Source organism: Pseudomonas sp. TWI929 (assembly GCF_039673335.1).
Taxonomy (GTDB): Bacteria; Pseudomonadota; Gammaproteobacteria; order Pseudomonadales; family Pseudomonadaceae; genus Aquipseudomonas.
Genome location: NZ_JBDJLK010000042.1, coordinates 29047 through 51727 on the forward strand (window position 1 = coordinate 29047; position 22681 = coordinate 51727).

The 22681-nt window shown below is 63.1% G+C and carries 17 protein-coding genes and 6 tRNA genes; 18 read left to right on the forward strand and 5 right to left on the reverse strand.

Annotated features, from left to right (window positions below; translation table 11 throughout):
- Positions 1-46 precede the first annotated feature (46 nt).
- Positions 47-1243 (reverse strand): amino acid aminotransferase, encoded by a 1197-nt coding sequence (locus ABE456_RS17530; protein WP_346645036.1) that lies wholly within the window; start codon positions 1241-1243, stop codon positions 47-49.
- Positions 1244-1530: 287 nt separating this feature from the next.
- Here ABE456_RS17530 and uvrB point away from each other — a divergent pair, with 287 nt between their 5' ends.
- Positions 1531-3546, forward strand: coding sequence for an excinuclease ABC subunit UvrB (uvrB, locus tag ABE456_RS17535; RefSeq protein ID WP_346645037.1), 2016 nt, complete (start codon positions 1531-1533; stop codon positions 3544-3546).
- A gap of 45 nt (positions 3547-3591) precedes the next feature.
- On the opposite strand, the gene ABE456_RS17540 is transcribed toward uvrB, so the two are convergent.
- Entirely contained in the window at positions 3592-5142 is a 1551-nt protein-coding gene (locus tag ABE456_RS17540) for an MDR family MFS transporter (RefSeq protein ID WP_346645038.1), read from the reverse strand.
- On the reverse strand, positions 5132-6187 hold the full coding sequence (locus ABE456_RS17545) for an HlyD family secretion protein (protein WP_346645039.1): 1056 nt from the start codon (positions 6185-6187) through the stop codon (positions 5132-5134). Before ABE456_RS17545 ends, ABE456_RS17540 begins: the two co-directional genes overlap by 11 nt.
- A 143-nt stretch (positions 6188-6330) precedes the next feature.
- On the opposite strand from ABE456_RS17545, the gene gltX reads away from it, so the two are divergent.
- The 12 genes from gltX to ABE456_RS17605 all read left to right on the forward strand — a co-directional run bounded on the left by gltX (position 6331) and on the right by ABE456_RS17605 (position 12662).
- Positions 6331-7812: a glutamate--tRNA ligase gene (gene gltX / locus ABE456_RS17550; RefSeq protein ID WP_346645040.1), complete on the forward strand. Its 1482-nt coding sequence runs from the start codon at positions 6331-6333 to the stop codon at positions 7810-7812.
- 348 nt (positions 7813-8160) lie between these two features.
- Positions 8161-8236, forward strand: a tRNA-Ala gene (locus tag ABE456_RS17555).
- A gap of 72 nt (positions 8237-8308) precedes the next feature.
- Positions 8309-8384 (forward strand) — tRNA-Glu (locus ABE456_RS17560).
- Positions 8385-8437: 53 nt separating this feature from the next.
- A tRNA-Ala gene (locus ABE456_RS17565) sits at positions 8438-8513 on the forward strand.
- A gap of 42 nt (positions 8514-8555) precedes the next feature.
- Positions 8556-8631, forward strand: a tRNA-Glu gene (locus ABE456_RS17570).
- A gap of 62 nt (positions 8632-8693) precedes the next feature.
- Positions 8694-8769, forward strand: a tRNA-Ala gene (locus ABE456_RS17575).
- A gap of 42 nt (positions 8770-8811) precedes the next feature.
- Positions 8812-8887, forward strand: a tRNA-Glu gene (locus ABE456_RS17580).
- Between the two features lie 168 nt (positions 8888-9055).
- On the forward strand, positions 9056-9595 hold the full coding sequence (locus ABE456_RS17585) for a TetR/AcrR family transcriptional regulator (RefSeq protein ID WP_346645041.1): 540 nt from the start codon (positions 9056-9058) through the stop codon (positions 9593-9595).
- A gap of 15 nt (positions 9596-9610) precedes the next feature.
- Positions 9611-10444, forward strand: coding sequence for an alpha/beta fold hydrolase (locus tag ABE456_RS17590; protein WP_346645042.1), 834 nt, complete (start codon positions 9611-9613; stop codon positions 10442-10444).
- Positions 10445-10589: 145 nt separating this feature from the next.
- Positions 10590-11024 carry a thioesterase family protein gene (locus ABE456_RS17595; protein ID WP_346645043.1) on the forward strand — a complete coding sequence of 145 codons (435 nt, stop codon included), beginning with the start codon at positions 10590-10592 and terminating at the stop codon, positions 11022-11024.
- Between the two features lie 51 nt (positions 11025-11075).
- Positions 11076-12047 (forward strand): tRNA-dihydrouridine synthase, encoded by a 972-nt coding sequence (locus ABE456_RS17600; RefSeq protein WP_346645044.1) that lies wholly within the window; start codon positions 11076-11078, stop codon positions 12045-12047.
- A gap of 171 nt (positions 12048-12218) precedes the next feature.
- The gene (locus ABE456_RS17605) at positions 12219-12662 is read left to right on the forward strand and encodes an Hsp20 family protein (RefSeq protein ID WP_051099848.1); all 444 of its coding nucleotides are present in this window, start codon (positions 12219-12221) and stop codon (positions 12660-12662) included.
- A 97-nt stretch (positions 12663-12759) separates the two neighbouring features.
- Here the strand turns inward: ABE456_RS17605 and ABE456_RS17610 are convergent, their stop codons facing one another.
- Both ABE456_RS17610 and ABE456_RS17615 read right to left on the reverse strand, forming a co-directional pair.
- Positions 12760-16056: a PAS domain S-box protein gene (locus ABE456_RS17610; protein ID WP_346645045.1), complete on the reverse strand. Its 3297-nt coding sequence runs from the start codon at positions 16054-16056 to the stop codon at positions 12760-12762.
- Positions 16057-16118: 62 nt separating this feature from the next.
- Complete coding sequence (locus ABE456_RS17615; RefSeq protein WP_346645046.1) at positions 16119-16997, reverse strand: LysR family transcriptional regulator; 879 nt, start codon at positions 16995-16997, stop codon at positions 16119-16121.
- A gap of 131 nt (positions 16998-17128) precedes the next feature.
- On the opposite strand from ABE456_RS17615, the gene leuC reads away from it, so the two are divergent.
- From leuC to asd, 5 genes are all read left to right on the forward strand, one after another.
- Complete coding sequence (gene leuC / locus ABE456_RS17620; RefSeq protein ID WP_003247191.1) at positions 17129-18562, forward strand: 3-isopropylmalate dehydratase large subunit; 1434 nt, start codon at positions 17129-17131, stop codon at positions 18560-18562.
- Positions 18559-19203, forward strand: a complete 645-nt coding sequence (gene leuD / locus ABE456_RS17625) for a 3-isopropylmalate dehydratase small subunit (RefSeq protein ID WP_346645047.1) — start codon at positions 18559-18561, stop codon at positions 19201-19203. Before leuC ends, leuD begins: the two co-directional genes overlap by 4 nt.
- 159 nt (positions 19204-19362) lie before the next feature.
- The gene (locus ABE456_RS17630) at positions 19363-20127 is read left to right on the forward strand and encodes a methyltransferase domain-containing protein (protein WP_346645048.1); all 765 of its coding nucleotides are present in this window, start codon (positions 19363-19365) and stop codon (positions 20125-20127) included.
- A 54-nt stretch (positions 20128-20181) separates the two neighbouring features.
- Positions 20182-21264, forward strand: a complete 1083-nt coding sequence (leuB, locus tag ABE456_RS17635; protein WP_019473015.1) for a 3-isopropylmalate dehydrogenase — start codon at positions 20182-20184, stop codon at positions 21262-21264.
- Positions 21265-21327: 63 nt separating this feature from the next.
- Entirely contained in the window at positions 21328-22440 is a 1113-nt protein-coding gene (asd, locus tag ABE456_RS17640) for an aspartate-semialdehyde dehydrogenase (protein WP_023660790.1), read from the forward strand.
- The last annotated feature ends 241 nt before the right edge of the window (positions 22441-22681 follow it).

Genomic DNA, 22681 nt, shown 5'->3' on the forward strand with positions numbered 1-22681 from the left:
CCGATTGCCTGGAGGAAGTCAAGCTACCCCCAGGCAAAACAATAAGTTACAGCACTTCCACGATAGCCTTGGTGACCACGTGGATGTTGCTCTGGTTCAGCGCGGCCACGGCGATACGGCCGGTGTCCAGGGCGTAGATGCCGAAGTCGTTCTTCAGGCGGGCGACCTGCTCAACGGTCAGGCCCGAGTAGGAGAACATGCCGACCTGGCGGCCAACGAAGCTGAAGTCGCGGTTGGCGCCATACTCGGCCAGCAGCGAAACCATCTGCTTGCGCATGCCGTGGATGCGGTCGCGCATCTCGGCCAGTTCGGTTTCCCACATCTGGCGCAGTTCGGCGCTGTTCAGCACGGTGGCAACGATGGTTGCGCCGTGGGTTGGCGGGTTGGAGTAGGTGGTGCGGATCACGCGCTTGACCTGCGACAGCACGCGAGTGCTCTCGTCTTTGGAGGCGGTGACGACCGACAGCGCACCGACGCGCTCGCCGTACAGCGAGAACGACTTGGAGAACGAGCTGGAAACGAAGAACTCCAGGCCCGACTCGGCGAACAGGCGCACAGCGAAGGCGTCTTCGGCGATGCCGTCACCAAAGCCCTGGTAGGCCATGTCGAGGAACGGCACGTGGCCTTTGGCCTTGACCACTTCCAGGACGTTTTTCCAGTCGTCCAGGCTCAGGTCGACGCCGGTCGGGTTGTGGCAGCAGGCGTGCAGTACCACGATCGAGCCGGATGGCAGGGCGTTCAGGTCTTCGAGCATGCCGGCGCGGTTGACGTCGTTGGTCGGCGCGTCGTAGTAGCGGTAGGTTTGCACCGGGAAGCCGGCCGATTCGAACAGCGCGCGGTGGTTTTCCCAGCTCGGGTCGCTGATGGCAACCACGGCGTTTGGCGAGATACGCTTGAGGAAGTCGGCACCGATCTTCAGCGCGCCGGTACCGCCGACGGCCTGCACGGTGACCACGCGGCCAGCGGCCAGCAGTGGCGACTCGGCGCCGAACAGCAGCTTCTGCACAGCCTGGTCGTAGGTGGCGATGCCGTCGATCGGCAGGTAGCCGCGCGAGGCGTGCTGGGCGGCACGCTGGGTTTCGGCTTCGATCACGGCGCGCAGCAGCGGAATGCGGCCTTCCTCATTGCAGTACACGCCCACGCCCAGGTTGACCTTGTCGGTACGTGGGTCGGCGTTGAATGCTTCGTTGAGGCCCAGGATAGGGTCGCGGGGTGCCAGCTCGACAGCGGAAAACAGGCTCATTGTTACTTCGGCTCTGATTGGAGAGTGATAGGGCGTACACGCTCCAGCCGAATGCACTGAAGCGGTGCACAAACGGGGAGTCAGTATAGTGATACCGACCGGTCACCGCGACACTCTGGCGCAGCTTTTCCGGCTATTTGCGCAAATATTTTTCGACCATTGGTCTAATTGCCGGGTCCACCGTTACACGCGCTCACAGCTGTGCCTTGAAAGCGCCCCCCGGCGGGCGCATTTGGGTATAGACTACTGGCTAAATTTACAGTTGCTGCAGCACCGCGAGGTCCGTCATGTCCGAGTTCCAGCTCGTCACCCGTTTTCAGCCGGCCGGCGACCAGCCCGAGGCCATCCGCCAGATGGTCGAAGGCATCGAGGCGGGGCTGTCGCACCAGACGCTGCTCGGGGTGACTGGCTCGGGCAAGACCTTCAGCATCGCCAATGTCATCCAGCAGGTGCAGCGCCCGACGCTGGTACTGGCGCCGAACAAGACCCTGGCTGCGCAGCTGTACGGCGAATTCAAGGCATTCTTCCCCAACAACGCGGTGGAGTACTTCGTATCCTATTACGACTACTACCAGCCGGAAGCCTACGTACCCTCGTCGGACACCTTCATCGAGAAGGACGCCTCGATCAACGACCATATCGAGCAGATGCGCCTGTCGGCGACCAAGGCGCTGCTGGAACGGCGCGACGCGATCATCGTCACCACCGTGTCGTGCATCTATGGCCTGGGCAGCCCCGAGACCTACCTGAAAATGGTCCTGCACGTGGACCGTGGCGACAAGCTCGACCAGCGCGCGCTGCTGCGCCGCCTGGCCGACCTGCAGTACACCCGCAACGAAATGGACTTCGCCCGCGCCACCTTCCGCGTTCGCGGCGACGTGATCGATATCTTCCCGGCCGAATCCGACCTGGAAGCCATCCGTATCGAGCTGTTCGATGACGAAGTGGAGAACATCGCCGCTTTCGACCCGCTGACCGGTGAGGTCTTCCGCAAGCTGCCGCGTTTTACCTTCTACCCCAAGAGCCACTACGTCACCCCGCGGGAAACCCTGCTGGAAGCGGTGGAGGGCATAAAGGAAGAACTGAAGGAGCGCCTTGAGTACCTGCACAAGGCCAACAAGCTGGTCGAGGCCCAGCGCCTGGAGCAGCGCACCCGCTTCGACCTGGAGATGATCCTCGAACTGGGCTACTGCAACGGTATCGAAAACTACTCGCGCTACCTGTCCGGGCGCCCGGCCGGGGCGCCGCCGCCTACCCTGTACGATTACCTGCCGCCCGACGCCCTGCTGGTAATTGACGAGTCCCACGTCAGCGTTCCGCAGGTCGGCGCCATGTACAAGGGCGACCGCTCGCGCAAGGAAACCCTGGTCGAGTACGGCTTCCGCCTGCCCTCGGCACTGGACAACCGGCCCATGCGCTTCGACGAGTGGGAGGATGTCAGCCCGCAGACCATTTTCGTTTCCGCCACCCCGGGCCCCTACGAGGGCGAGCACGCCGGGCGTGTGGTGGAGCAGGTGGTGCGCCCGACCGGCCTGGTCGACCCGCAGGTCGAGGTGCGCCCGGCGCTCACCCAGGTCGATGACCTGCTGTCGGAAATCCGCAAGCGTGTGGTGCAGGGCGAGCGGGTGCTGGCCACCACGCTGACCAAGCGCATGGCCGAGGACCTTACCGACTACCTGGCCGACCACGACGTGCGGGTACGTTACCTGCACTCGGACATCGACACCGTGGAGCGGGTGGAAATCATCCGTGACCTGCGCCTGGGTACCTTCGACGTGCTGGTGGGCATCAACCTGCTGCGTGAAGGCCTGGACATGCCTGAAGTGTCGCTGGTGGCGATTCTCGATGCTGACAAGGAAGGCTTCCTGCGTTCCGAGCGCTCGCTGATCCAGACCATTGGTCGTGCCGCGCGTAACCTCAATGGTCGGGCTATTTTGTACGCCGACAATGTCACCGGCTCGATGCAGCGGGCGATTGGTGAAACCGAGCGCCGCCGCGAGAAGCAGATCGCGTTCAACGAAGCCAACGGCATCGTGCCCAAGGGCGTGGTCAAGGACATCACCGACATCATGGAAGGCGCCACCGTGCCCGGTGCGCGCAGCAAGAAGCGCAAGGGCATGGCCAAGGCGGCGGAGGAAAGCGCCCGCTACGAGGCCGAGCTGCGTACGCCGGGCGAGATCACCAGGCGCATCAAGCAGCTGGAAGAGAAGATGATGCAGTTCGCCCGCGACCTGGAGTTCGAAGCCGCGGCGCAGTTGCGCGACGAAATTGCCCAGTTGCGCGAGCGGTTGATTACCAGCTGAAGCCTGGCGCGGTCCCACAGGGACCGCGCAGCATCTGTAACTGGCTCAATGGGCCTCCCCAGCCTTCAACCCCGCCGGCAACTTGCGGGTGAACAACACCGCCACCATGCTCACCGCCAAACCAATCCCGACAAAGTGGAAGGCATCGTTGTAAGCCATGATCAACGCCTGCTGGTGGGCAATCTCGCTCAGCTTGCCCAGCGCCGCATTGTCATTGCCCAGCCGTTCCGCCAGTTGCGCCAGGCGTTCCGCCACCTGCGGGTTGTTCGGTACCACCGATTCGCGCAGGTAATCGAAATACACCTTGGTCCGTGCATCCAGCAGGGTGGCCAGCAGGGCAATACCGATTGCCCCGCCCAGGTTACGCAGGATATTGAACAGGCTCGACGCCGACCCGGCATCCTGCGGCTGGATGTACGCCGTGGCAATCAGCGAAATGGTCACCATGATCATCGGCTGGCCAAGCGCACGGATGATCTGGATATGGTTGAACTGCGGCCCGGCAAAGTCCGGGTTGAGCACGCCTGAACCGAAACTGGCAGCGCCGAACAGGCAAAACCCCAAGGCGCACAGCACCTTGGGCGATATCACCTTCATCAGCTGCGGCACCAGCGGGATCAGGAACAGCTGCGGAACGCCCATCCACATGATCACCTCGCCAATCTGCAAGGCGTTGTAGCCTTGCACCTGCGCAAGGTACAGCGGCAACAGGTAGATCGAGCCGTACAGGCCCACGCCCATGCCCAGGCTGGCGATGCTCGACAGGCCGAAATTACGGTTGCCGAGGATGCGCAGGTTGATCAGCGGGTGTGGCTTGGAAAACTGCACGATGACGAAGGTGATCAGGCTGACCAGGGCGACGCTGCCCAGGCCGACGATCAGGTGCGACTCTAGCCAGTCCTTGCGGTGGCCTTCTTCAAGAAACACCTGTAGGCAGCCCAAACCTACGCCCAGGGTGACGATGCCGGCGTAATCGGTGCTTTTCAGCAGTTCCCAGTGCGCCTCTTTCTTTTCCAGCCCGTACAGCAGGCCGGCGATCATCACCAGGCCAGGCGGGATATTGATGTAGAAGATGTATTCCCAGCCCCAGTTTTCGGTCAGCCAGCCGCCCAGGGTCGGGCCGATGGAGGGGGCGAAAGTGGCGGTCATGGCGAACATGGCCATGCCCTTGGCGCGATGGCGCTCGGGCAGCTTGATCAGGGTCAGGGTAAAAGCCAGCGGGATCAGCGCGCCGCCGGTAAAGCCCTGCAAGGCACGGAACAGGATCATGCTCTCCAGGTTCCAGGCCATCGAGCAAAGCAAGGACGACAGCAGGAAACCGCTGGATACCCACACCGCCAGGCGCCGCGCCGACAGCAGCTGCACCAGCCAGGCGGTCAGCGGGATCATGATGATTTCCGCTACCAGGTACGAGGTGGAAATCCACGAGCCTTCTTCCAGGGTTGCTGACAGCGCGCCCTGGATGTCCTTCAGCGACGAGTTGGTGATCTGGATGTCCAGCACCGCCATGAACGCGCCGAGCATTACGCTCATTACCGCGATCCAGTCGCGCCGGCTGGGCTCGGCGGTAGGTCGCAACAGCTGGTCACCGGCCATTGTGGCCTTCGTTTTCGTTGCGCAAGTCGACGGTAGCGGTTACCGACATGCCGGGGCGAATACGCCCGTGCAGTGGGTTGCCGGCGCTGAAGGTCAGTTTCACCGGGATGCGTTGCACCACCTTGGTGAAGTTGCCGGTGGCGTTGTCGGGCGGCAGCAGGCTGAACTGCGCACCCGAGGCGGCGAACAGGCTGTCGACGCGGCCTTCGATGGGGGTGTCCGGGTAGCTGTCGAACAGCAGTTCGGCGCGCTGGCCGGGCTGCATGCGGCCGATCTGGGTTTCCTTGAAGTTGGCCTGCACCCAGATGTCTTCGTCCGGCACGATCGACAACAGGTAGGCGCCAGCTTGCACCACCTGGCCATTGCGCGCGTTGCGCTGGCCAATGGTACCGCTGATGGGCGCGCGGATTTCGCAGCGGGTAAGGTTCAGTTCGGCCTGGGCAAGGTCGGCGCGGGCATTGGCGATTTGCGCATCGAGGCGTTTGAGTTCGGCGTTCAAGGCGTTGACCTGCTGGCGCTGGCTTTGCAGGTCGGCGCGGGCCTTGTCGACCTGGGAGCCGGCGACATGGCTATCCGCCGACAGGGTGGTGACCCGCTCTTCGGACACGAACCCCGGCTTGCGCAGTTTTTCCGCGCGGCTCAGGTCCAGGCGTGAGCGGTCGAAGGTGGCCTGGTTGGCCGCCACCTGGGCCTGGCCGGCGGCAATCAGGCTGCCCTGTTGGGTCAGGCGGCTTTGCGCCTGTGCGTATTCGGCTTCACGGGTGGCCAGGGCGGCGCGGGCGCGGTCAATTGCCAGCTCGAAGTCGGCGGCCTCCAGGCGCACCAGCAGGTCGCCTTTGTTGACGTGCTGGTTGTCCTCAACCGGCACCGCGTCGATGCGTGCCCCCAGTTGGCTGGAGATGCGGGTGATCTCGCCCTGCACATAGGCGTTGTCGGTGCTCTCGTAGAAGCGGCCCTTGAAGTACCAGTGGGCCAGGAAGGCGAGGGCGATGATGGCCACCAGGGTGAAGAAGACCAGCAGGCGGCGTTTGAGTTGGGCGGGCATGAGTACTATCGTTCCAGAAATGTAAAGAAATTTAACAGCGGCAAAGGGCCAGTCGACAAGTGACGTTAGCGCCATTGCTGGAGCCCGGTGCCTGCCTCCTGCTAACATCCCGCCTTTGTTTCATCTTTCGTTCGAGACTCTCCATGACCACCGTACGCACGCGTATCGCGCCATCGCCTACCGGCGACCCCCATGTCGGCACTGCCTACATCGCCCTGTTCAACTACTGCTTTGCCAAGCAGCACGGCGGTGAGTTCATCCTGCGCATCGAAGACACCGACCAGCTGCGCTCCACGCGCGAGTCGGAACAGCAAATCTTCGACGCCCTGCGCTGGCTTGGCATTGAATGGAACGAAGGCCCGGACGTCGGCGGCCCGCACGGCCCGTACCGGCAGAGCGAACGCGGCGAGATCTACGCCAAGTACGCCAAGGAGCTGGTTGACGCCGGCCACGCCTTCTACTGCTTCTGCACCGCCGAAGAGCTGGAGCAGATGCGCGCCGAACAGCAAGCCCGTGGCGAAACCCCACGCTACGACGGCCGCGCCCTGTTGCTGAGCGCCGAAGAAGTACAGCGCCGCCTGGACGCTGGCGAGCCGCACGTGATCCGCATGAAGGTGCCGAGCGAAGGCGTCTGCGTGGTGCCGGACATGCTGCGTGGCGATGTCGAGATCCCGTGGGACCGCATGGACATGCAGGTGCTGATGAAGAACGACGGCCTGCCGACGTACTTCCTGGCCAACGTGGTCGACGACCACCTGATGGGCATCACCCACGTGCTGCGCGGCGAAGAGTGGCTGCCGTCGGCACCCAAGCTGATCAAACTTTACGAATACTTCGGCTGGGAGCAGCCCAAGCTGTGCTACATGCCGCTGCTGCGTAACCCGGACAAGTCCAAGCTGTCCAAGCGCAAGAACCCGACCTCGGTCACCTTCTACGAGCGCATGGGCTTCATGCCCGAGGCGATGCTCAACTACCTGGGCCGCATGGGCTGGTCGATGCCGGACGAGCGCGAGAAGTTCTCGCTGGCCGAGATGGTCGAGCACTTCGACCTGTCGCGTATCTCGCTGGGTGGCCCGATCTTCGACATCGAGAAGCTGTCCTGGCTCAACGGCCAGTGGCTGCGCGAGTTGCCGGTCGAGGAGTTCGCCACGCGCCTGCAGAAGTGGGCGTTCAACAGCGACTATATGATGAAGATTGCCCCGCACGTGCAGGGCCGGGTGGAAACCTTCAGCCAGGTTGCGCCGTTGGGCGGGTTCTTCTTCGAGGGCGCGCTGAAGCTGGATGCCAAGCTGTTCGAAAGCAAGAAACTGTCGGCCGACCAGGTCCGCCAGGTGATCCAGCTGATCCTGTGGAAGCTCGAAAGCCTGCGTCAGTGGGAAAAAGAGCGCATCACCGGTTGCATCCAGGCCGTGGTCGAGGCGCTGGAGCTGAAGCTGCGTGACGCCATGCCGCTGATGTTTGCTGCCATCACTGGCCAGGCCAGCTCGGTGTCGGTGCTGGACGCCATGGAAATCCTCGGCCCCGACCTGACCCGCTACCGCCTGCGCCAGGCCCTCGACCTGCTGGGTGGTGTGTCGAAGAAAGAAAACAAAGAGTGGGAAAAGCTGCTGGCCTCGATTGCCTGACGCTACCCAGAAGGCCTGTGTAGAACACCTGTGGGAGCGGCCTTGCGTCGCGATGGGACCGCAACGCGGTCCCGCGATTTCGGCTTCAACGCAAATATCGCCGGGGCCGCTTTGCGGCCCTATCGCGACACAAGGCCGCTCCCACAAGCCGTTCCTGCAGGGCGCATTGTTCCGGTTTCAGTAGGGCAGGGCGGTAAGTGATTGTTATCTGTGAAAAATTTTTTGATTATTTTGAAAAATTCGTTTGACAGCCCTGCAATCCGATCTTAATATGCGCCCCGTCCACAGCGATGAACGAAAACGAAACGCCAGGCACCCAGCCAGCGATTCAGTTCAAAGCGACATTGTGGGGCTATAGCTCAGCTGGGAGAGCGCCTGCATGGCATGCAGGAGGTCAGCGGTTCGATCCCGCTTAGCTCCACCAAATTCCGCTTAGCAGCCAAGGCTGATAAGCAAGACCGGGTCCAGCAACCGGGTCTTGAAGGTAAGAAGGTTCGTCCCCTTCGTCTAGTGGCCTAGGACACCGCCCTTTCACGGCGGTAACAGGGGTTCGAGTCCCCTAGGGGACGCCAGTTTTACACAAGCGATGTTTCATTATGTCGCTGGGCCGCGAGGCTAGAAATCCGGGGCTATAGCTCAGCTGGGAGAGCGCCTGCATGGCATGCAGGAGGTCAGCGGTTCGATCCCGCTTAGCTCCACCAATTTTGCCGCGGTTCATGTAAGTGAGCCGGCACGAAGGTTACGTCCCCTTCGTCTAGTGGCCTAGGACACCGCCCTTTCACGGCGGTAACAGGGGTTCGAGTCCCCTAGGGGACGCCACTTTTTCCTGCGTTTTGCAGGGCTTAAAAAGGCTCGTCGATTATTGATGAGCTTTTTGTTTCGGGGCTATAGCTCAGCTGGGAGAGCGCCTGCATGGCATGCAGGAGGTCAGCGGTTCGATCCCGCTTAGCTCCACCATTTCTGCCAGGGTTCACGCAAGTGGATCTTTGCGAAGGTTACGTCCCCTTCGTCTAGTGGCCTAGGACACCGCCCTTTCACGGCGGTAACAGGGGTTCGAGTCCCCTAGGGGACGCCATTTTTACCCGCGTTTTGCGGGACTTTGAAGGCTCATTCGCTTATTGAATGAGCCTTTTGTTTTTCTCCCTTCCCCAAAAACTGCTGCCGACAAGTGGCCGCAGATTCTGCTTGCCAAAAAATATGATAGGAATAATATTTCGTTCATCATATTTTGGTGAGTGGCCAGATGAGCGACAAGAAGAGCAGAACCCGCGAGCGCATTCTGGAAGCTGCGCGCAGTGCGCTGATCCAGCATGGCCCGGCCGAGCCCAGCGTGAGCCAGGTCATGGGGGCGGCTGGCCTGACCGTTGGTGGCTTCTATGCCCACTTCGACAGTAAGGACCAGCTGATGCTCGAAGCGTTCCGCCAGCTGCTGGGCGAGCGCCGCGCCTTGCTCGCCCAAGTCGACCCCAGCCTTGATGGTGCAGGGCGGCGGGCGCTGGCCAGTGCCTTCTACCTGTCGCGCAAACACCGGGATGCCGAAGTGCACGCCTGCCCGCTGCCTAACTCGCTGGGTGAGATGCAGCGCCTGCCGGAGGCCTTTCGCGAAGTGTTGGCCGAGCACATCGAGCTGATGACTGCCGCGATGGTTGACTGCCCTGAAGATGCCGATAAGGCCTTGGCCGACCTGGCGCTGATGATTGGCGGCCTGGCGCTGGCGCGTGCCTTGGGTACCAGCGAATTGTCTGACCGTATTCTGCGCGCCGCCAAATCGGCGGTGCTTTAACCCTGGAGCATGGCGATGACTACCCTGAGCTGGATTCGTGGTGTCAATGGCACCCTGGGCCACCTGGCCCCCGAGCACGTCGCGGGCAAGATGCGCCGTGCTTTCATGACCCCGCGCAACCTGCCGCCGCGGCACTGGGAGCTGCCCATGCTGGCCAGCGCCGAGCGCATTACCCTGCGTTTTGGCTTGTCGGCCTTGCGCTGGGGGCAGGGGCCGACTGTGCTGCTGATGCACGGTTGGGAAGGGCGCCCGACGCAGTTTGCCGCCTTGATCGAAACCCTGGTCCAGGCCGGGCACACGGTGGTATCGCTGGAAGGGCCGGGGCATGGCCGTTCGCCGGGTGAGCAGGCGAATGTGGTGCTGTTCGCCCGTGCGCTGCTCGAAGCTGCCGCCGAGTTGCCGCCGCTGCGTGCGGTGATTGGCCATTCGATGGGCGGTGCCAGTGTGTTGCTTGCCTTGCAGATGGGCCTGCGTGCGGAAGCGGCGGTGAGCATTGCAGCCCCAGCGCGTCTGCTAGGCGTAATGCGTGGCTTTGCCCATCGCCTGGGGCTGCCGGCGCGGGCGCGGGCGGCGTTCATTCGCCAGGTGGAGCGCGACTTGGGTATGCAGATTGCGCGGCTGGATGTGAGTGGTTACCAGTTGGAGCTGCCGGGGCTGGTGGTGCATGCGGCTGATGACGCGCTGGTGCCTGCCGATGAGGCCAATGTTATCCACAAGGCCTGGTTCGACAGCCGCTTGCTGATGTTGGGCGAAGGCGGCCATCAGCGGGTGCTGGCCGACCCGCAGCTGGGTGAAGCCGTGCTTGAGTTGCTAGCCCGAGCTGCTGCGCCAGCGCGGCAAAGCGCCTGAGCATCCGTTACACTCGTTGGGATTCTGGGGCTGCTGCGCAACCCGGGCCTTACGCATTCCCTGTGGGAGCGGCCTTGTGTCGCGATAGGGGCGCAACGCGCCCCCAGCCATTTCAAACCAATAAGCCATTTTCACAGGAGTGTGCATGAGCTGGGACCTGGCAACACCCTTCGTCATCGACCTGCGCGTCGGCAGCGAGGACATCGATGGCCTCGGCCACGCCAACAATGCGGTCTACGTCACCTGGCTGGAGCGCTGCGCCTGGCGCCACTCCCAGCGTCTGGGCCTGGACCTGGCCGAATACCGCCGGCTGGACCGGGCGATGGCCGTAGTGCGTCACGAAATCGACTACCTGGCTGCAGCCTATGAGGACGACGAGCTGCAACTGGCGACCTGGATCATCAACTGGGACCAGCGCCTGCGCATGACTCGGCGTTTCCAGCTCAAGCGCCCGAGTGACGGCGTGACCCTGCTGCGTGCCCAGACCACTTTTGCCTGCATCGAACTGTCCAGCGGCAAGCCTAAACGCATGCCGGCGGAATTCCTCGACGGTTACGGCCCGGCGCTGATCGGTGCCTGAAACACTGGCAATTTTTGCTAGACTGCCGGCTTTTTCCGCCGAGACCCCAACATGCAAATTGCCCTGGCCCCCATGGAGGGGCTGGTCGACAACATCCTGCGCGACGTGCTGACCCGCGTGGGCGGTATCGACTGGTGCGTCACCGAGTTCATTCGCGTGTGCGACCGCCTGTTGCCGCCGGCCTCGTTCCACAAGCTGGCGCCCGAGCTGCGTCAGGGCGCGCTGACGTCTGCCGGGGTCCCCATGCGTGTGCAACTGCTGGGTTCGGACCCGGTGTGCCTGGCGGAAAACGCCGCGCTGGCCTGTGAGCTGGGCGCGCCAGTGATCGACCTTAACTTCGGCTGCCCGGCCAAGACCGTGAACAAGTCGCGCGGTGGTGCGGTGCTGCTCAAGGAGCCGGAGCTGTTGCACGCCATCGTGCGTGAAGTGCGCCGCGCAGTGCCGGCGGATATCCCTGTAACGTCGAAGATGCGCCTGGGCTTCGACAGCCCCGATGGTGCGCTGGAGTGCGCCACCGCGCTGGCCGAAGGCGGCTCGGCGCACCTGGTGGTGCATGCGCGGACCAAGGTCGAGGGCTACAAGCCGCCAGCGCACTGGGAGTGGGTGGCGCGGGTGCAGGATGTGGTCAAGGTGCCGGTGTTTGCCAATGGCGAGATCTGGACCGTGGATGACTGGCGGCGTTGCCGTGAGGTCAGCGGGGCCGAGGACATCATGTTGGGCCGTGGGCTGGTATCGCGCCCTGACCTGGGCCTGCAGATTGCCGCAGCGCGTGACGGCCGCGAGTACCAGCCGATGAGCTGGGATGACCTGCTGCCCTTGCTGCGCGAGTTCTGGCGCCAGGCCCAGGCCAAGCTGTCGCCGCGCTATGCGCCGGGGCGGATGAAGCAGTGGTTGGCGATGCTGACCCGTAGTTATCCCGAGGCGGTGGTGCTGTTTGCCGAGTTACGCCGGGAGGATGATTGTGCGCGGATCAGCCGGTTGCTGGGGGTTGAGGTTCAATCTCTGGAGGCATGTGTTGCTTGATCCGGCCCTTTCGCGGGCGTGCCCGCGAAGAGGCCATTAAATCCAGTACAAAAATCGGATTTTTTCTACTCCCCCCTTGAAAGCATTTCCCTAGGCCATATCTCTTGAGTACGCGATGCCGAAGTCGGGTCGCGTAATGACTTACTTGCTGAATCTCAGGAGTTTATGACCATGACCACCGCTTTCTCTCTCGCTCCACTGTTCCGCCATTCCGTTGGTTTCGACCGTTTCAACGACTTGTTCGAATCTGCGGCACGTAACGAGGCCGGTAGCAGCTACCCGCCCTACAACGTGGAAAAGCATGGCGATGACCACTACCGCATCGTGGTTGCCGCAGCCGGTTTCCAGGAGCAAGACCTCGACCTGCAGGTTGAGAAAGGCGTCCTGACCGTGACCGGTGGCAAACGCGACAATGGCGCCGCTGAAGTGACCTACCTGCACCAGGGTATCGCGCAACGCGCCTTCAAGCTGTCGTTCCGCCTGGCCGACCATATCGAAGTCAAGGCCGCCGGCCTGGCCAATGGCCTGCTCAGCATCGACCTGCTGCGCATCGTGCCTGAAGAAGCCAAGGCCAAGCGCATCCCGATCAATGGCGACAAGCCAGCGCTGAACTGATCGCGCTGATGTGAAAAGGGGCACCCTCGGGTGCCCTTTTTTGTGCCTGACAGTGGCCTTTACAGATATCTGTTGTGCGGCCCCGTGGACATCCTCGTCAGTAATCCGCCGGCGCCTCCAGCAACATCTGCCGAAACTCCGGCAACGGCAATGGCCGGCTGTGCAGGTACCCCTGGTACAAGTGACAGCCCAGCCGCTCCAGGAACTCCAGCTGCTCGGTCAGCTCCACGCCTTCGGCAATCACCGCCAGGTCCAGGCTGCGGGCCATGGCGACGATGGCGCGGACGATTTCCGCGTCGTTGGGGTCGATCGGGGCATCACGCACGAAGGTCTGGTCGATTTTCAAGGCATCCACCGGCAAGCGCTTCAGGTAAGTCAGCGAGGAGTAGCCGGTGCCAAAATCATCCATGGCAAAACTCACCCCATAACGCTTCAATTCACGCATCTTGCTGATGGTGTCTTCCAGGTTCTGGATAACGATGCCTTCGGTGATTTCCAGCTTCAGCATATGCCGTGGCAGGCGGTAGTCATCCAGGCTGCGCAGCACCCGCCCGACAAAGTCGTTCTGGCGAAACTGCCGAGGGCTGATGTTCACGCACAGGCTGAAATCATCGGCGTCGATCAGCCCGTCGACGAGCATGCGTGCGCAGGCGTCGCAAGCTTCGTCGAGGATCCAGCTGCCAACTTCCAGGATCAGGCCACTTTCCTCCAGTACCTGGATGAACTGCGCGGGCGGTTGCTGGCCCAGTTGCGGGTGGTGCCAGCGCAAGAGCACTTCGGCACCGACGATGCGGTTGTCGCGGGCATCCACCTGGGGCTGGAAGTGCAGCGCCAGTTCGCCCCGGGCCAGGGCCAGGCGCAGGTCGTTCTCCATGCGCAGGCGCTCGCTGGCGGCTTTCTGCATGGTGGTGTGGAACAGTTGGGTGGTGTTGCGCCCGGAATCCTTGGCCCGGTAAAGGGCGATATCGGCGCGCTTGAGCAAGTCGGCCGGGGTGGCGCCGTGGTCGGGGATCAATGCCACGCCGATGCTGGGCGTAACTTGCAAGCGCTGGCCATCCAGCGACATCGGCTCGGCCAGCAGCTCACGGAGCGTGTCGGCCAGTTCGCGGACCTTTTCCTCCACCAGCTCACGGCTGCCCTCCAGGCCGCTGAGCAGCACCACGAACTCGTCGCCACCCAGCCGTGCCACGGTGTCTTCCAGGCGTACGCTGGCCTCCAGGCGGGCGGTGATGATCTTCAGCACCGTGTCACCCACCGGGTGGCCCAGCGAGTCGTTGATGTGCTTGAAGTGGTCGAGGTCAAGGAACAGCAAGGCGCCGCGCAGGTTGTGGCGCTTGAGCAGGGCGATCTGCTGGCTCAGGCGGTCCATCAGCAGGGCGCGGTTAGGCAGGTTGGTAAGCGGGTCGTGGTAGGCCAGGTGGCGAATTTGCGCCTGGGCGTTTTTCAGCTGGCTGACATCGCGGGCCGTCAGCAGCAGGCAGTCCACCTCGTTGAGGATAATCGGCTCCACCGACACTTCCACGGTAAGGATATCGCCGCGCTTGTTGCGCCCGAGCATCTCGCGGTGGTGCACCCGGCCATACTCGCGCAGCTCGGCCAGCAAGGCGCTGCGTTGCCTGTCGTCGGCCCAGATACCGATCTCGTACACCGTGTGGCCGACGACTTCGGCGGCGCTGTAGCCGGTCAGGCGGCAGAAGCCGTCGTTGATTTCCAGGTAGCGGCCGCTGTGCCGTTCGGTGATGGTGATGGCATCGGGGCTAGAGTGGAAGGCTTTGGCGAACTTCTCCTCACTGGACTTGAGCGCCGCTTCGGCCCATTGCTGCTGGGTGATGTCGCGCAGGGTGGTCACACTGCAGGGCTGGTCGTCGACGGTGATCTGGCGGCTGGAAACCACGCAGGTCAAGGGCGCGCCGTTGCGGTGGTTGACCACAACGGCGACATTGCTCAGGCCCCGTTCGCGGATCACCCGCTCGATGCGTTGCGCGCGCTCGATGGACTCGGCCCATAGGCCGATTTCCTCGGCGGTGCGGCCAATCACCTGGTCGGTGCCCCAGCCAAAGGTCTGGGTGAATGCCGGGTTGATCTCAATGAACTGGCCGTTGTCCTGGCGAGTGACGCAGATCGGGTCGGGGCTGACCTGGAACAGGCTGGCGAACTTCTCTTCCGAGGCGCTAAGGCGCTGTTCGCGCTCCACCTGGTCGGTGATGTCGAGCAGGGTGCCGGCCATGCGTAGCGGGTTGCCCTGCTCGTCACGGTACAGTCGGGCGCGGCTTTCGATGTAGCGCGAAATGCCGTTTTCCAGCTGTACCCGGTAGGTGATCTGGTAGTTGCCGGCGGGCCCTTCGCGCAAGCTGCGGTAGGCCTGGCGCATGGAGTTTCGCTCTTGCTCCGGCACCCCTTCGAAAAACGCGTCGAACGATTCGTGGAAGGGGATGGGCGGCAGGCCGTGCAGTTGCGCGGCACGGGCCGAGCCGTAGAGCATGCCGCTGGGGATATGCCAGTCCCAGGTGCCCAGCTGCGCCGAGTCCAGGGCCAGGTCCAGGCGCTCCTGGCTGTCTTTCAGGGCCTGCTCGGCGCGCTTGCGCTCGGTGGTGTCGACAAAGGTGCTGATGAGGAAGGTCACGCCCTCCAGTTCGATACCCTGGGTGCAGAGGATGCCGTCATGGATCTTGCCGCTGGTGGCGCGGAACTGCACCTCAATGATCAGCGGCCCGCTGTTGGCGCGGGTCGATTCCATTATCTGGAGGCGCTGTTCGGGGTTGACCCACAGGCCCAGCTCCAGGCTGGTCTTGCCGATTACCTGGCTGCCAGGCCAGCCGAACATGTCTTCGAAGTGCTGGTTGACCTCGAAAATCATGCCGTCATGGCGTCGAGTCAGCAAAATGGCGTTGGGGCTGAGGTGGAACAGGGTGGCGAAGCGTTTCTCCGAATTGATCAGCGCCGTTTCCCGCTCGCGTTGGCGGGTGATCTCGCGGATCACCCCGATCATCTGTGGCCGGCCATGCTGGTCGTGGGTCAGGCTGCCGTTGATCTCCAGCCAGTGCAGGCTGCCGTCCGGCCAGCGGATGCGGTGGCGCATGGCCTGCTCCACCGGCTCGCCGTTGAACACCGCCTGGAACACCTGGCGCGTACGCGCGCGGTCTTCTTCGGGCAGCAGGTCGAGGTAGTCGATATCGGCGGGAAGCGGGCGCTGCGGGTCGAAGCCGAACAGGGCCTGGGTACCCCGCGACCAGCTGACCCGGCCGCTTTCGATATCCCATAGCCAGGCCCCCAGACGCGCGCCGTTGAGCGCGGCCAGCAGTTGTGGGGCGTTCTGCCAAGCCTGTTCGGATTCCTGCGGGTCGGCCGCAGGTATTCGCGGCAGGCGCAAAAAGCGGTTTGCTGATTTGGGCATCGGTACCAGACCTTTGGCGTATGACGCGTCCTTGGAGTTGGAAATGCCGGGCTGACGGCCGGTCAGGCGGACCCTGCGTGGCTGTCGAGCAGGGCCATGAATGCCCTGGCTGCGTTCGATAGCGTACGCTCCGTGTGCAGAATGTAGCCTAGCTGGCGCGACAGCTGTATGCCGGGCAAGGCGATGGGTGCAACCTGCTCGTCGAGCATCGTGCGCGGCAGCACGCTCCAGGCCAAGCCGATCGACACCATCATCTTGATGGTTTCCAGGTAGTTGGTGCTCATGGCGATGTTCGGTGTCAGGCCCTGGCTTTCGAACAGGCGCTGGACAATATGGTGGGTGAAGGTATTGCCTCCGGGGAACACCGCCGGGTGGCGGGCAACGTCGGCCAGGCTGACGGCCTGGTTGTTGGCCAAGGGGTGTTCGGGGGCGGCGACGAAGTCCAGGGCGTCATCCCACACCGGCACGGCCTTGACCAGGTGGTGCGGCTCGGGCGCCAGGGTAATCACGGCAATCTCGGCGCGGCCATGCAGAATCTCGTCGTAGGCCTGTTCCGAATCCATGAACTGAATATCCAGCGCCACGGCCGGGTACTGGCGGGTGAACGCCCGCAGCAGCGGCGGCAGGCGGTGCAGGCCGATGTGATGGCTGGTGGCCAGGGTCAGGCGACCGCTCACCGCCCCGGTCAGGTTGGTCAGTGCCCGTCGAGTATCATCGAGTACGTTGAGGATCTGATAGGCCCGCGGCAGCAGGGCGCGCCCAGCCTCGGTCAGGGTTACCTCGCGGCCCAGGCGGTCGAACAGGCGCACGTCCAGCTGCTGCTCCAGCCCGGCGATGCGTTTGCTGACGGCCGGTTGGGTCAGGAACAGGCGCTCCGCCGCCCCGGAAAAGCTGCCGGTTTCGGCAATGGCGATGAAGGCGCTGAGGTTGGCCAGGTCCATGGTGTTGTATTCCTTTGGGTTATCCAAAGCATAAAAATTATGAATTTGAGTTATTCAATCTAACCCCATAGCATCGTCCGTACAAGCCAAGGGGTTTTTGGCATAGAAAGACGCTGATGAGGAACAGTCTGATGGCTGGCAAAACGCTCTACGACAAACTCTGGGAAGCCCATGAGGTCAAGCGCCGTGATGACGGCTCGTCCTTGATCTACATCGACCGCCACATCATCCACGAAGTGACGTCGCCCCAGGCCTTCGAAGGCCTGCGCCTGGCCAACCGCAAACCGTGGCGCATCGACGCCAACATCGCCACGCCGGACCACAACGTGCCGACCACGCCAGAGCGCAAGGGTGGTATCGAGGCCATTGTCGACCAGGTGTCGCGCCTGCAGGTGCAGACCCTCGACGAGAACTGTGACGAATATGGCATCGTCGAATTCAAGATGAACGACGAGCGCCAGGGCATCGTCCACGTGATCAGCCCGGAGCAGGGTGCCACCTTGCCAGGCATGACCGTGGTCTGCGGTGACTCGCACACCTCCACTCACGGCGCCTTTGGTGCCTTGGCCCATGGCATCGGCACCTCCGAGGTCGAGCACGTGCTCGCCACCCAGTGCCTGGTCGCCAAGAAGATGAAGAACATGCTGGTGCGCGTGGAAGGCCAATTGCCGGCCGGCGTTACCGCCAAGGACATCGTGCTGGCCGTGATCGGCAAGATCGGTACCGCCGGTGGCAATGGCCACGCCATGGAATTCGCTGGCAGCGCCATCCGCGAATTGTCGATGGAAGGCCGCATGACCATCTGCAACATGTCTATCGAGGCTGGTGCCCGTGTGGGCCTGGTGGCTACCGACGCCACCACCGTTGCCTACGTCGAAGGCCGCCCGTATGCGCCGAAGGGCGAGCAGTGGAAGCAAGCGGTCGAGTCGTGGAAAGACCTGGTCTCGGATGACGATGCCGTGTTCGACACCGTGGTCGAGCTGGATGCCAGCCAGATCAAGCCGCAGGTCAGCTGGGGCACCTCGCCCGAGATGGTCCTGGCTGTCGACCAGCGCGTGCCGGACCCGGCCGCCGAGGCCGACCTGGTCAAGCGTGGTTCGATCGAGCGTGCCCTGAAGTACATGGGCCTGACCGCCAACCAGGCGATCACCGATATCAAGCTGGACCGCGTGTTCATCGGTTCGTGCACCAACTCGCGGATCGAAGACCTGCGCGCTGCGGCAGAAATCGCCAAGGGCCGCAAGGTGGCCGCTAGCGTCAAGCAAGCCATCGTCGTGCCAGGTTCGGGCCTGGTCAAGGCCCAGGCCGAACGAGAAGGCCTGGACAAGATCTTCCTCGAAGCGGGCTTCGAATGGCGTGAACCAGGCTGCTCGATGTGCCTGGCGATGAACCCGGACCGCCTGGAGAGCGGCGAGCACTGCGCGTCCACCTCCAACCGCAACTTCGAAGGCCGTCAGGGCGCCGGTGGCCGTACCCACCTGGTCAGCCCGGCCATGGCCGCCGCTGCCGCAGTAGCCGGCCACTTCATCGATGTCCGCGAGTTGATCCAAGGGAGCGCAGCATGAAAGCCTTTACCCAGCACACTGGCCTCGTCGCGCCGTTGGACCGTGCCAACGTCGATACCGACCAGATCATCCCCAAGCAGTTCTTGAAGTCGATCAAGCGTACCGGCTTTGGCCCGAACCTGTTCGACGAGTGGCGCTACCTGGACGTGGGCCAGCCCTACCAGGACAACAGCAAGCGCCCGCTGAACCAGGAGTTCGTGCTCAACCACCAGCGCTACCAGGGTGCCAGCGTGTTGCTGGCGCGGGAGAACTTCGGTTGCGGCTCCAGCCGTGAGCACGCCCCGTGGGCGCTGGACGAGTACGGCTTCCGCAGCGTGATCGCGCCGAGCTTTGCCGACATCTTCTTCAACAACAGCTTCAAGAACGGCTTGCTGCCGATCATTCTCAGCGATGAGGAAGTGGACGAGTTGTTCAAGCAGGTTGAAGCCAACCCGGGCTACCAGCTGACCATCGACCTGCAGGCGCAGGCGGTGACCCGCCCGGATGGCAAGGTGCTGCACTTCGAGATCGATGCATTCCGCAAGCACTGCCTGCTCAACGGCCTGGATGATATCGGCCTGACCCTGCAGGACAGCGATGCGATCAAGGCCTTCGAAGGCAAGCACCGCGCCGGGCAGCCTTGGCTGTTCCGGGATGCCTGATTGAAAGAGCCGGCATTTGCACAGGCTGTGCTGGCCTCTTCGCGGGTAAACCCGCTCCCACAGGGAAATCACAAGTCCTGAGGGCGGCGGTGCACCTGTGGGAACGGGTTCACCCGCGAAGAGGCCGGTAATGGCAACCGAAATCTAAAGGATTGACACATGACCAGCACCCAGCACACCGATGTGGTCCAGCGCCAGTTCGGCGAACAGGCCAATGCCTACCTCAGCAGCGCCGTGCACGCCCAAGGCAGTGAATTTGCCCTGCTGCAGGCCGAGCTGGCGGGGCAGGGCGCTGCCCGCGTGTTGGACCTAGGCTGCGGTGCCGGTCATGTCAGTTTCCACGTCGCCCCGCTGGTTGCCGAAGTGGTCGCCTACGACCTCTCGCAAGCCATGCTCGACGTGGTTGCCAGCGCCGCCACCGAGCGCGGCCTGGCCAATATCACTACCGAGCGCGGCGCTGCCGAGCGCTTGCCGTTCGCCGATGCTTCGTTCGAATTCGTCTTCAGCCGCTACTCGGCTCACCACTGGAGCGACCTGGGCCTGGCCTTGCGCGAGGTGCGCCGGGTGCTCAAGCCGGGTGGCGTGGCGGCGTTCATCGACGTGATGTCGCCGGGCAGCCCGTTGCTCGACACCTACCTGCAAACGGTCGAGGTGTTGCGCGACACCAGCCATGTGCGTGACTACTCCGCCGCCGAATGGCAGCGCCAGGTCAGCGAAGCCGGCCTGCATGTACGCAGCCATACCCGCCAGCCGCTGCGCCTGGAGTGGAACACCTGGGTCGAGCGCATGCGCACCCCAGAGCCGATGCGCGTGGCTATCCGCCAATTGCAGCAAGCCATGGGCGAAGAAGTACGGCAGTATTACCAGATTGAAGCCGATGGCTCGTTCAGCACTGATGTGCTGGTGCTGTGGGCCGAGCGTTAAGAACTTTTCGGTGGGGCCCGTTTGGCCGCACCGCGTGAATGGATAGAGGAAAGCATGAGCAAGCAGATTCTGATTCTCCCAGGTGACGGTATCGGCCCGGAAATCATGGCCGAAGCCGTGAAAGTGCTGGAGCTGGCCAACGACAAGTTCCAGCTCGGCTTCAGCCTGGAGCACGACGTGATCGGTGGCGCGGCCATCGACAAGCACGGCGTGCCACTGGCCGACGAAACCCTGGAGCGTGCGCGCAAGGCCGATGCCGTGCTGCTGGGCGCCGTGGGTGGGCCGAAGTGGGACAAGATCGAGCGTGACATCCGCCCAGAGCGCGGCCTGCTGAAAATCCGTTCGCAGCTGGGCCTGTTCGCCAACCTGCGCCCGGCCATCCTCTACCCGCAACTGGCCGATGCCTCGTCGCTCAAGCCAGAGATCGTTTCCGGTCTGGACATCCTCATCGTCCGCGAGCTTACCGGCGGTATCTACTTCGGTGCCCCGCGTGGCCAGCGTGAGCTGGAAGGCGGCGAGCGCCAGGCCTACGACACCCTGCCGTACAGCGAAAGCGAAGTGCGCCGCATTGCCCGTGTCGGCTTCGACATGGCCCGTGTGCGTGGCAAGAAGCTGTGCTCGGTGGACAAGGCCAACGTCCTGGCCTCCAGCCAGCTGTGGCGTGAAGTGGTCGAAGATGTGGCCAAGGGCTACCCGGATGTCGAACTGAGCCACATGTACGTCGACAACGCCGCCATGCAGCTGGTGCGTGCGCCCAAGCAGTTCGACGTGATGGTGACCGACAACATGTTCGGTGACATTCTGTCGGATGAAGCTTCCATGCTGACCGGTTCCATCGGCATGCTGCCTTCGGCGTCGCTGGATGCCGACAACAAGGGCATGTACGAGCCGTGCCACGGCTCGGCGCCGGACATCGCTGGGCTTGGCATCGCCAACCCGTTGGCGACCATCCTGTCGGTATCGATGATGCTGCGTTACAGCTTCAATCAGTCGGCTGCCGCCGAGGCGATCGAGAAGGCCGTGAGCCTGGTTCTGGACCAGGGTCTGCGCACCGGCGACATCTTCTCGGAAGGCTGCCGCAAAGTGGGTACGCAGGAAATGGGCGACGCAGTAGTCGCGGCGCTGCGGAATCTGTAATCTCTCTGGCCCGCCACCCCAAATTTCCGGTGGCGGCCCACTTTTAGCAAAGGTGTAGTTGCGATGAAACGTGTAGGTCTGATCGGTTGGCGCGGTATGGTCGGTTCCGTGCTCATGCAGCGGATGCTGGAGGAGCAGGATTTCGACCTTATCGAGCCGGTGTTCTTCACTACTTCCAATGTTGGCGGCCAGGGCCCGAACGTGGGCAAGGATACAGCGCCGCTCAAGGACGCTTATTCGATTGAAGAACTCAAGACCCTCGACGTGATCCTGACCTGCCAGGGTGGCGACTACACCAACGAGGTCTTCCCCAAGCTGCGTGAAGCCGGCTGGCAGGGTTACTGGATCGATGCCGCTTCGTCCCTGCGCATGCAGGATGACGCAGTGATCATCCTCGACCCGGTCAACCGCAAGGTCATCGACCAGCAGCTGGATGCCGGTACCAAGAACTACATCGGCGGCAACTGCACCGTCAGCCTGATGCTGATGGGCCTGGGCGGCCTGTTCGAAGCTGGCCTGGTCGAGTGGATGAGCGCCATGACCTACCAGGCGGCCTCGGGTGCCGGTGCGCAGAACATGCGCGAGCTGATCAAGCAGATGGGTGCCACCCACGCGGCCGTGGCCGATGACCTGGCCAACCCGGCCAGCGCCATTCTCGACATCGACCGCAAGGTTGCCGAGACCATGCGTAGCGAAGCGTTCCCGACCGAGAACTTCGGTGTGCCGCTGGCTGGCAGCCTGATCCCGTGGATCGACAAGGAACTGCCGAACGGCCAGAGCCGTGAAGAGTGGAAGGCCCAGGCCGAGACCAACAAGATCCTTGGGCGCTTCAAGAGCCCGATCCCGGTCGACGGCATCTGCGTGCGCATTGGTGCCATGCGTTGCCACAGCCAGGCGCTGACCATCAAGCTGAACAAGGACGTGCCGCTGGCCGACATCGAAGGCATGATCAGCCAGCACAACCCTTGGGTGAAACTGGTGCCGAACCAGCGTGAAATCAGCATGCAAGAGCTGACCCCGACCAAGGTCACCGGCACCCTGAACATCCCGGTTGGCCGCCTGCGCAAGCTGAACATGGGTTCGCAGTACCTCGGCGCGTTCACCGTGGGTGACCAGCTGCTGTGGGGCGCTGCCGAGCCGCTGCGCCGCATGCTGCGGATTCTGCTGGAGCGTTGATCGTTCTGGTTTGACTGAAAACCCGCGCTGGCGACAGCGCGGGTTTTTTTATGCCTGGCTCGGCTCGGCTCGGCTCGGCTTTTGCCTTTGCCTTTGCTTTTGCTTCTAAGCGCACGGTAGTTCAGGCGCCGCAGATTGCGACTTCAGGAGGCCGAGCGAAGGGCTTGCGGAGGGAGGTGACGGGCATGGATGCCCGTCAAGCGCTGAGGCCCCATGGATGGGGCCTGCAGCGCGTACTCCC

Excerpts from the sequence above, each read along its gene's own strand:
- ABE456_RS17530 (WP_346645036.1), bottom strand. The coding sequence starts at position 1,243 with ATGAGCCTGTTTTCCGCTGTCGAGCTGGCACCCCGCGACCCTATCCTG.
- uvrB (WP_346645037.1), top strand. The coding sequence starts at position 1,531 with ATGTCCGAGTTCCAGCTCGTCACCCGTTTTCAGCCGGCCGGCGACCAG.
- ABE456_RS17540 (WP_346645038.1), bottom strand. The coding sequence starts at position 5,142 with ATGGCCGGTGACCAGCTGTTGCGACCTACCGCCGAGCCCAGCCGGCGC.
- ABE456_RS17545 (WP_346645039.1), bottom strand. The coding sequence starts at position 6,187 with ATGCCCGCCCAACTCAAACGCCGCCTGCTGGTCTTCTTCACCCTGGTG.
- gltX (WP_346645040.1), top strand. The coding sequence starts at position 6,331 with ATGACCACCGTACGCACGCGTATCGCGCCATCGCCTACCGGCGACCCC.
- ABE456_RS17585 (WP_346645041.1), top strand. The coding sequence starts at position 9,056 with ATGAGCGACAAGAAGAGCAGAACCCGCGAGCGCATTCTGGAAGCTGCG.
- ABE456_RS17590 (WP_346645042.1), top strand. The coding sequence starts at position 9,611 with ATGACTACCCTGAGCTGGATTCGTGGTGTCAATGGCACCCTGGGCCAC.
- ABE456_RS17595 (WP_346645043.1), top strand. The coding sequence starts at position 10,590 with ATGAGCTGGGACCTGGCAACACCCTTCGTCATCGACCTGCGCGTCGGC.
- ABE456_RS17600 (WP_346645044.1), top strand. The coding sequence starts at position 11,076 with ATGCAAATTGCCCTGGCCCCCATGGAGGGGCTGGTCGACAACATCCTG.
- ABE456_RS17605 (WP_051099848.1), top strand. The coding sequence starts at position 12,219 with ATGACCACCGCTTTCTCTCTCGCTCCACTGTTCCGCCATTCCGTTGGT.
- ABE456_RS17610 (WP_346645045.1), bottom strand. The coding sequence starts at position 16,056 with ATGCCCAAATCAGCAAACCGCTTTTTGCGCCTGCCGCGAATACCTGCG.
- ABE456_RS17615 (WP_346645046.1), bottom strand. The coding sequence starts at position 16,997 with ATGGACCTGGCCAACCTCAGCGCCTTCATCGCCATTGCCGAAACCGGC.
- leuC (WP_003247191.1), top strand. The coding sequence starts at position 17,129 with ATGGCTGGCAAAACGCTCTACGACAAACTCTGGGAAGCCCATGAGGTC.
- leuD (WP_346645047.1), top strand. The coding sequence starts at position 18,559 with ATGAAAGCCTTTACCCAGCACACTGGCCTCGTCGCGCCGTTGGACCGT.
- ABE456_RS17630 (WP_346645048.1), top strand. The coding sequence starts at position 19,363 with ATGACCAGCACCCAGCACACCGATGTGGTCCAGCGCCAGTTCGGCGAA.
- leuB (WP_019473015.1), top strand. The coding sequence starts at position 20,182 with ATGAGCAAGCAGATTCTGATTCTCCCAGGTGACGGTATCGGCCCGGAA.
- asd (WP_023660790.1), top strand. The coding sequence starts at position 21,328 with ATGAAACGTGTAGGTCTGATCGGTTGGCGCGGTATGGTCGGTTCCGTG.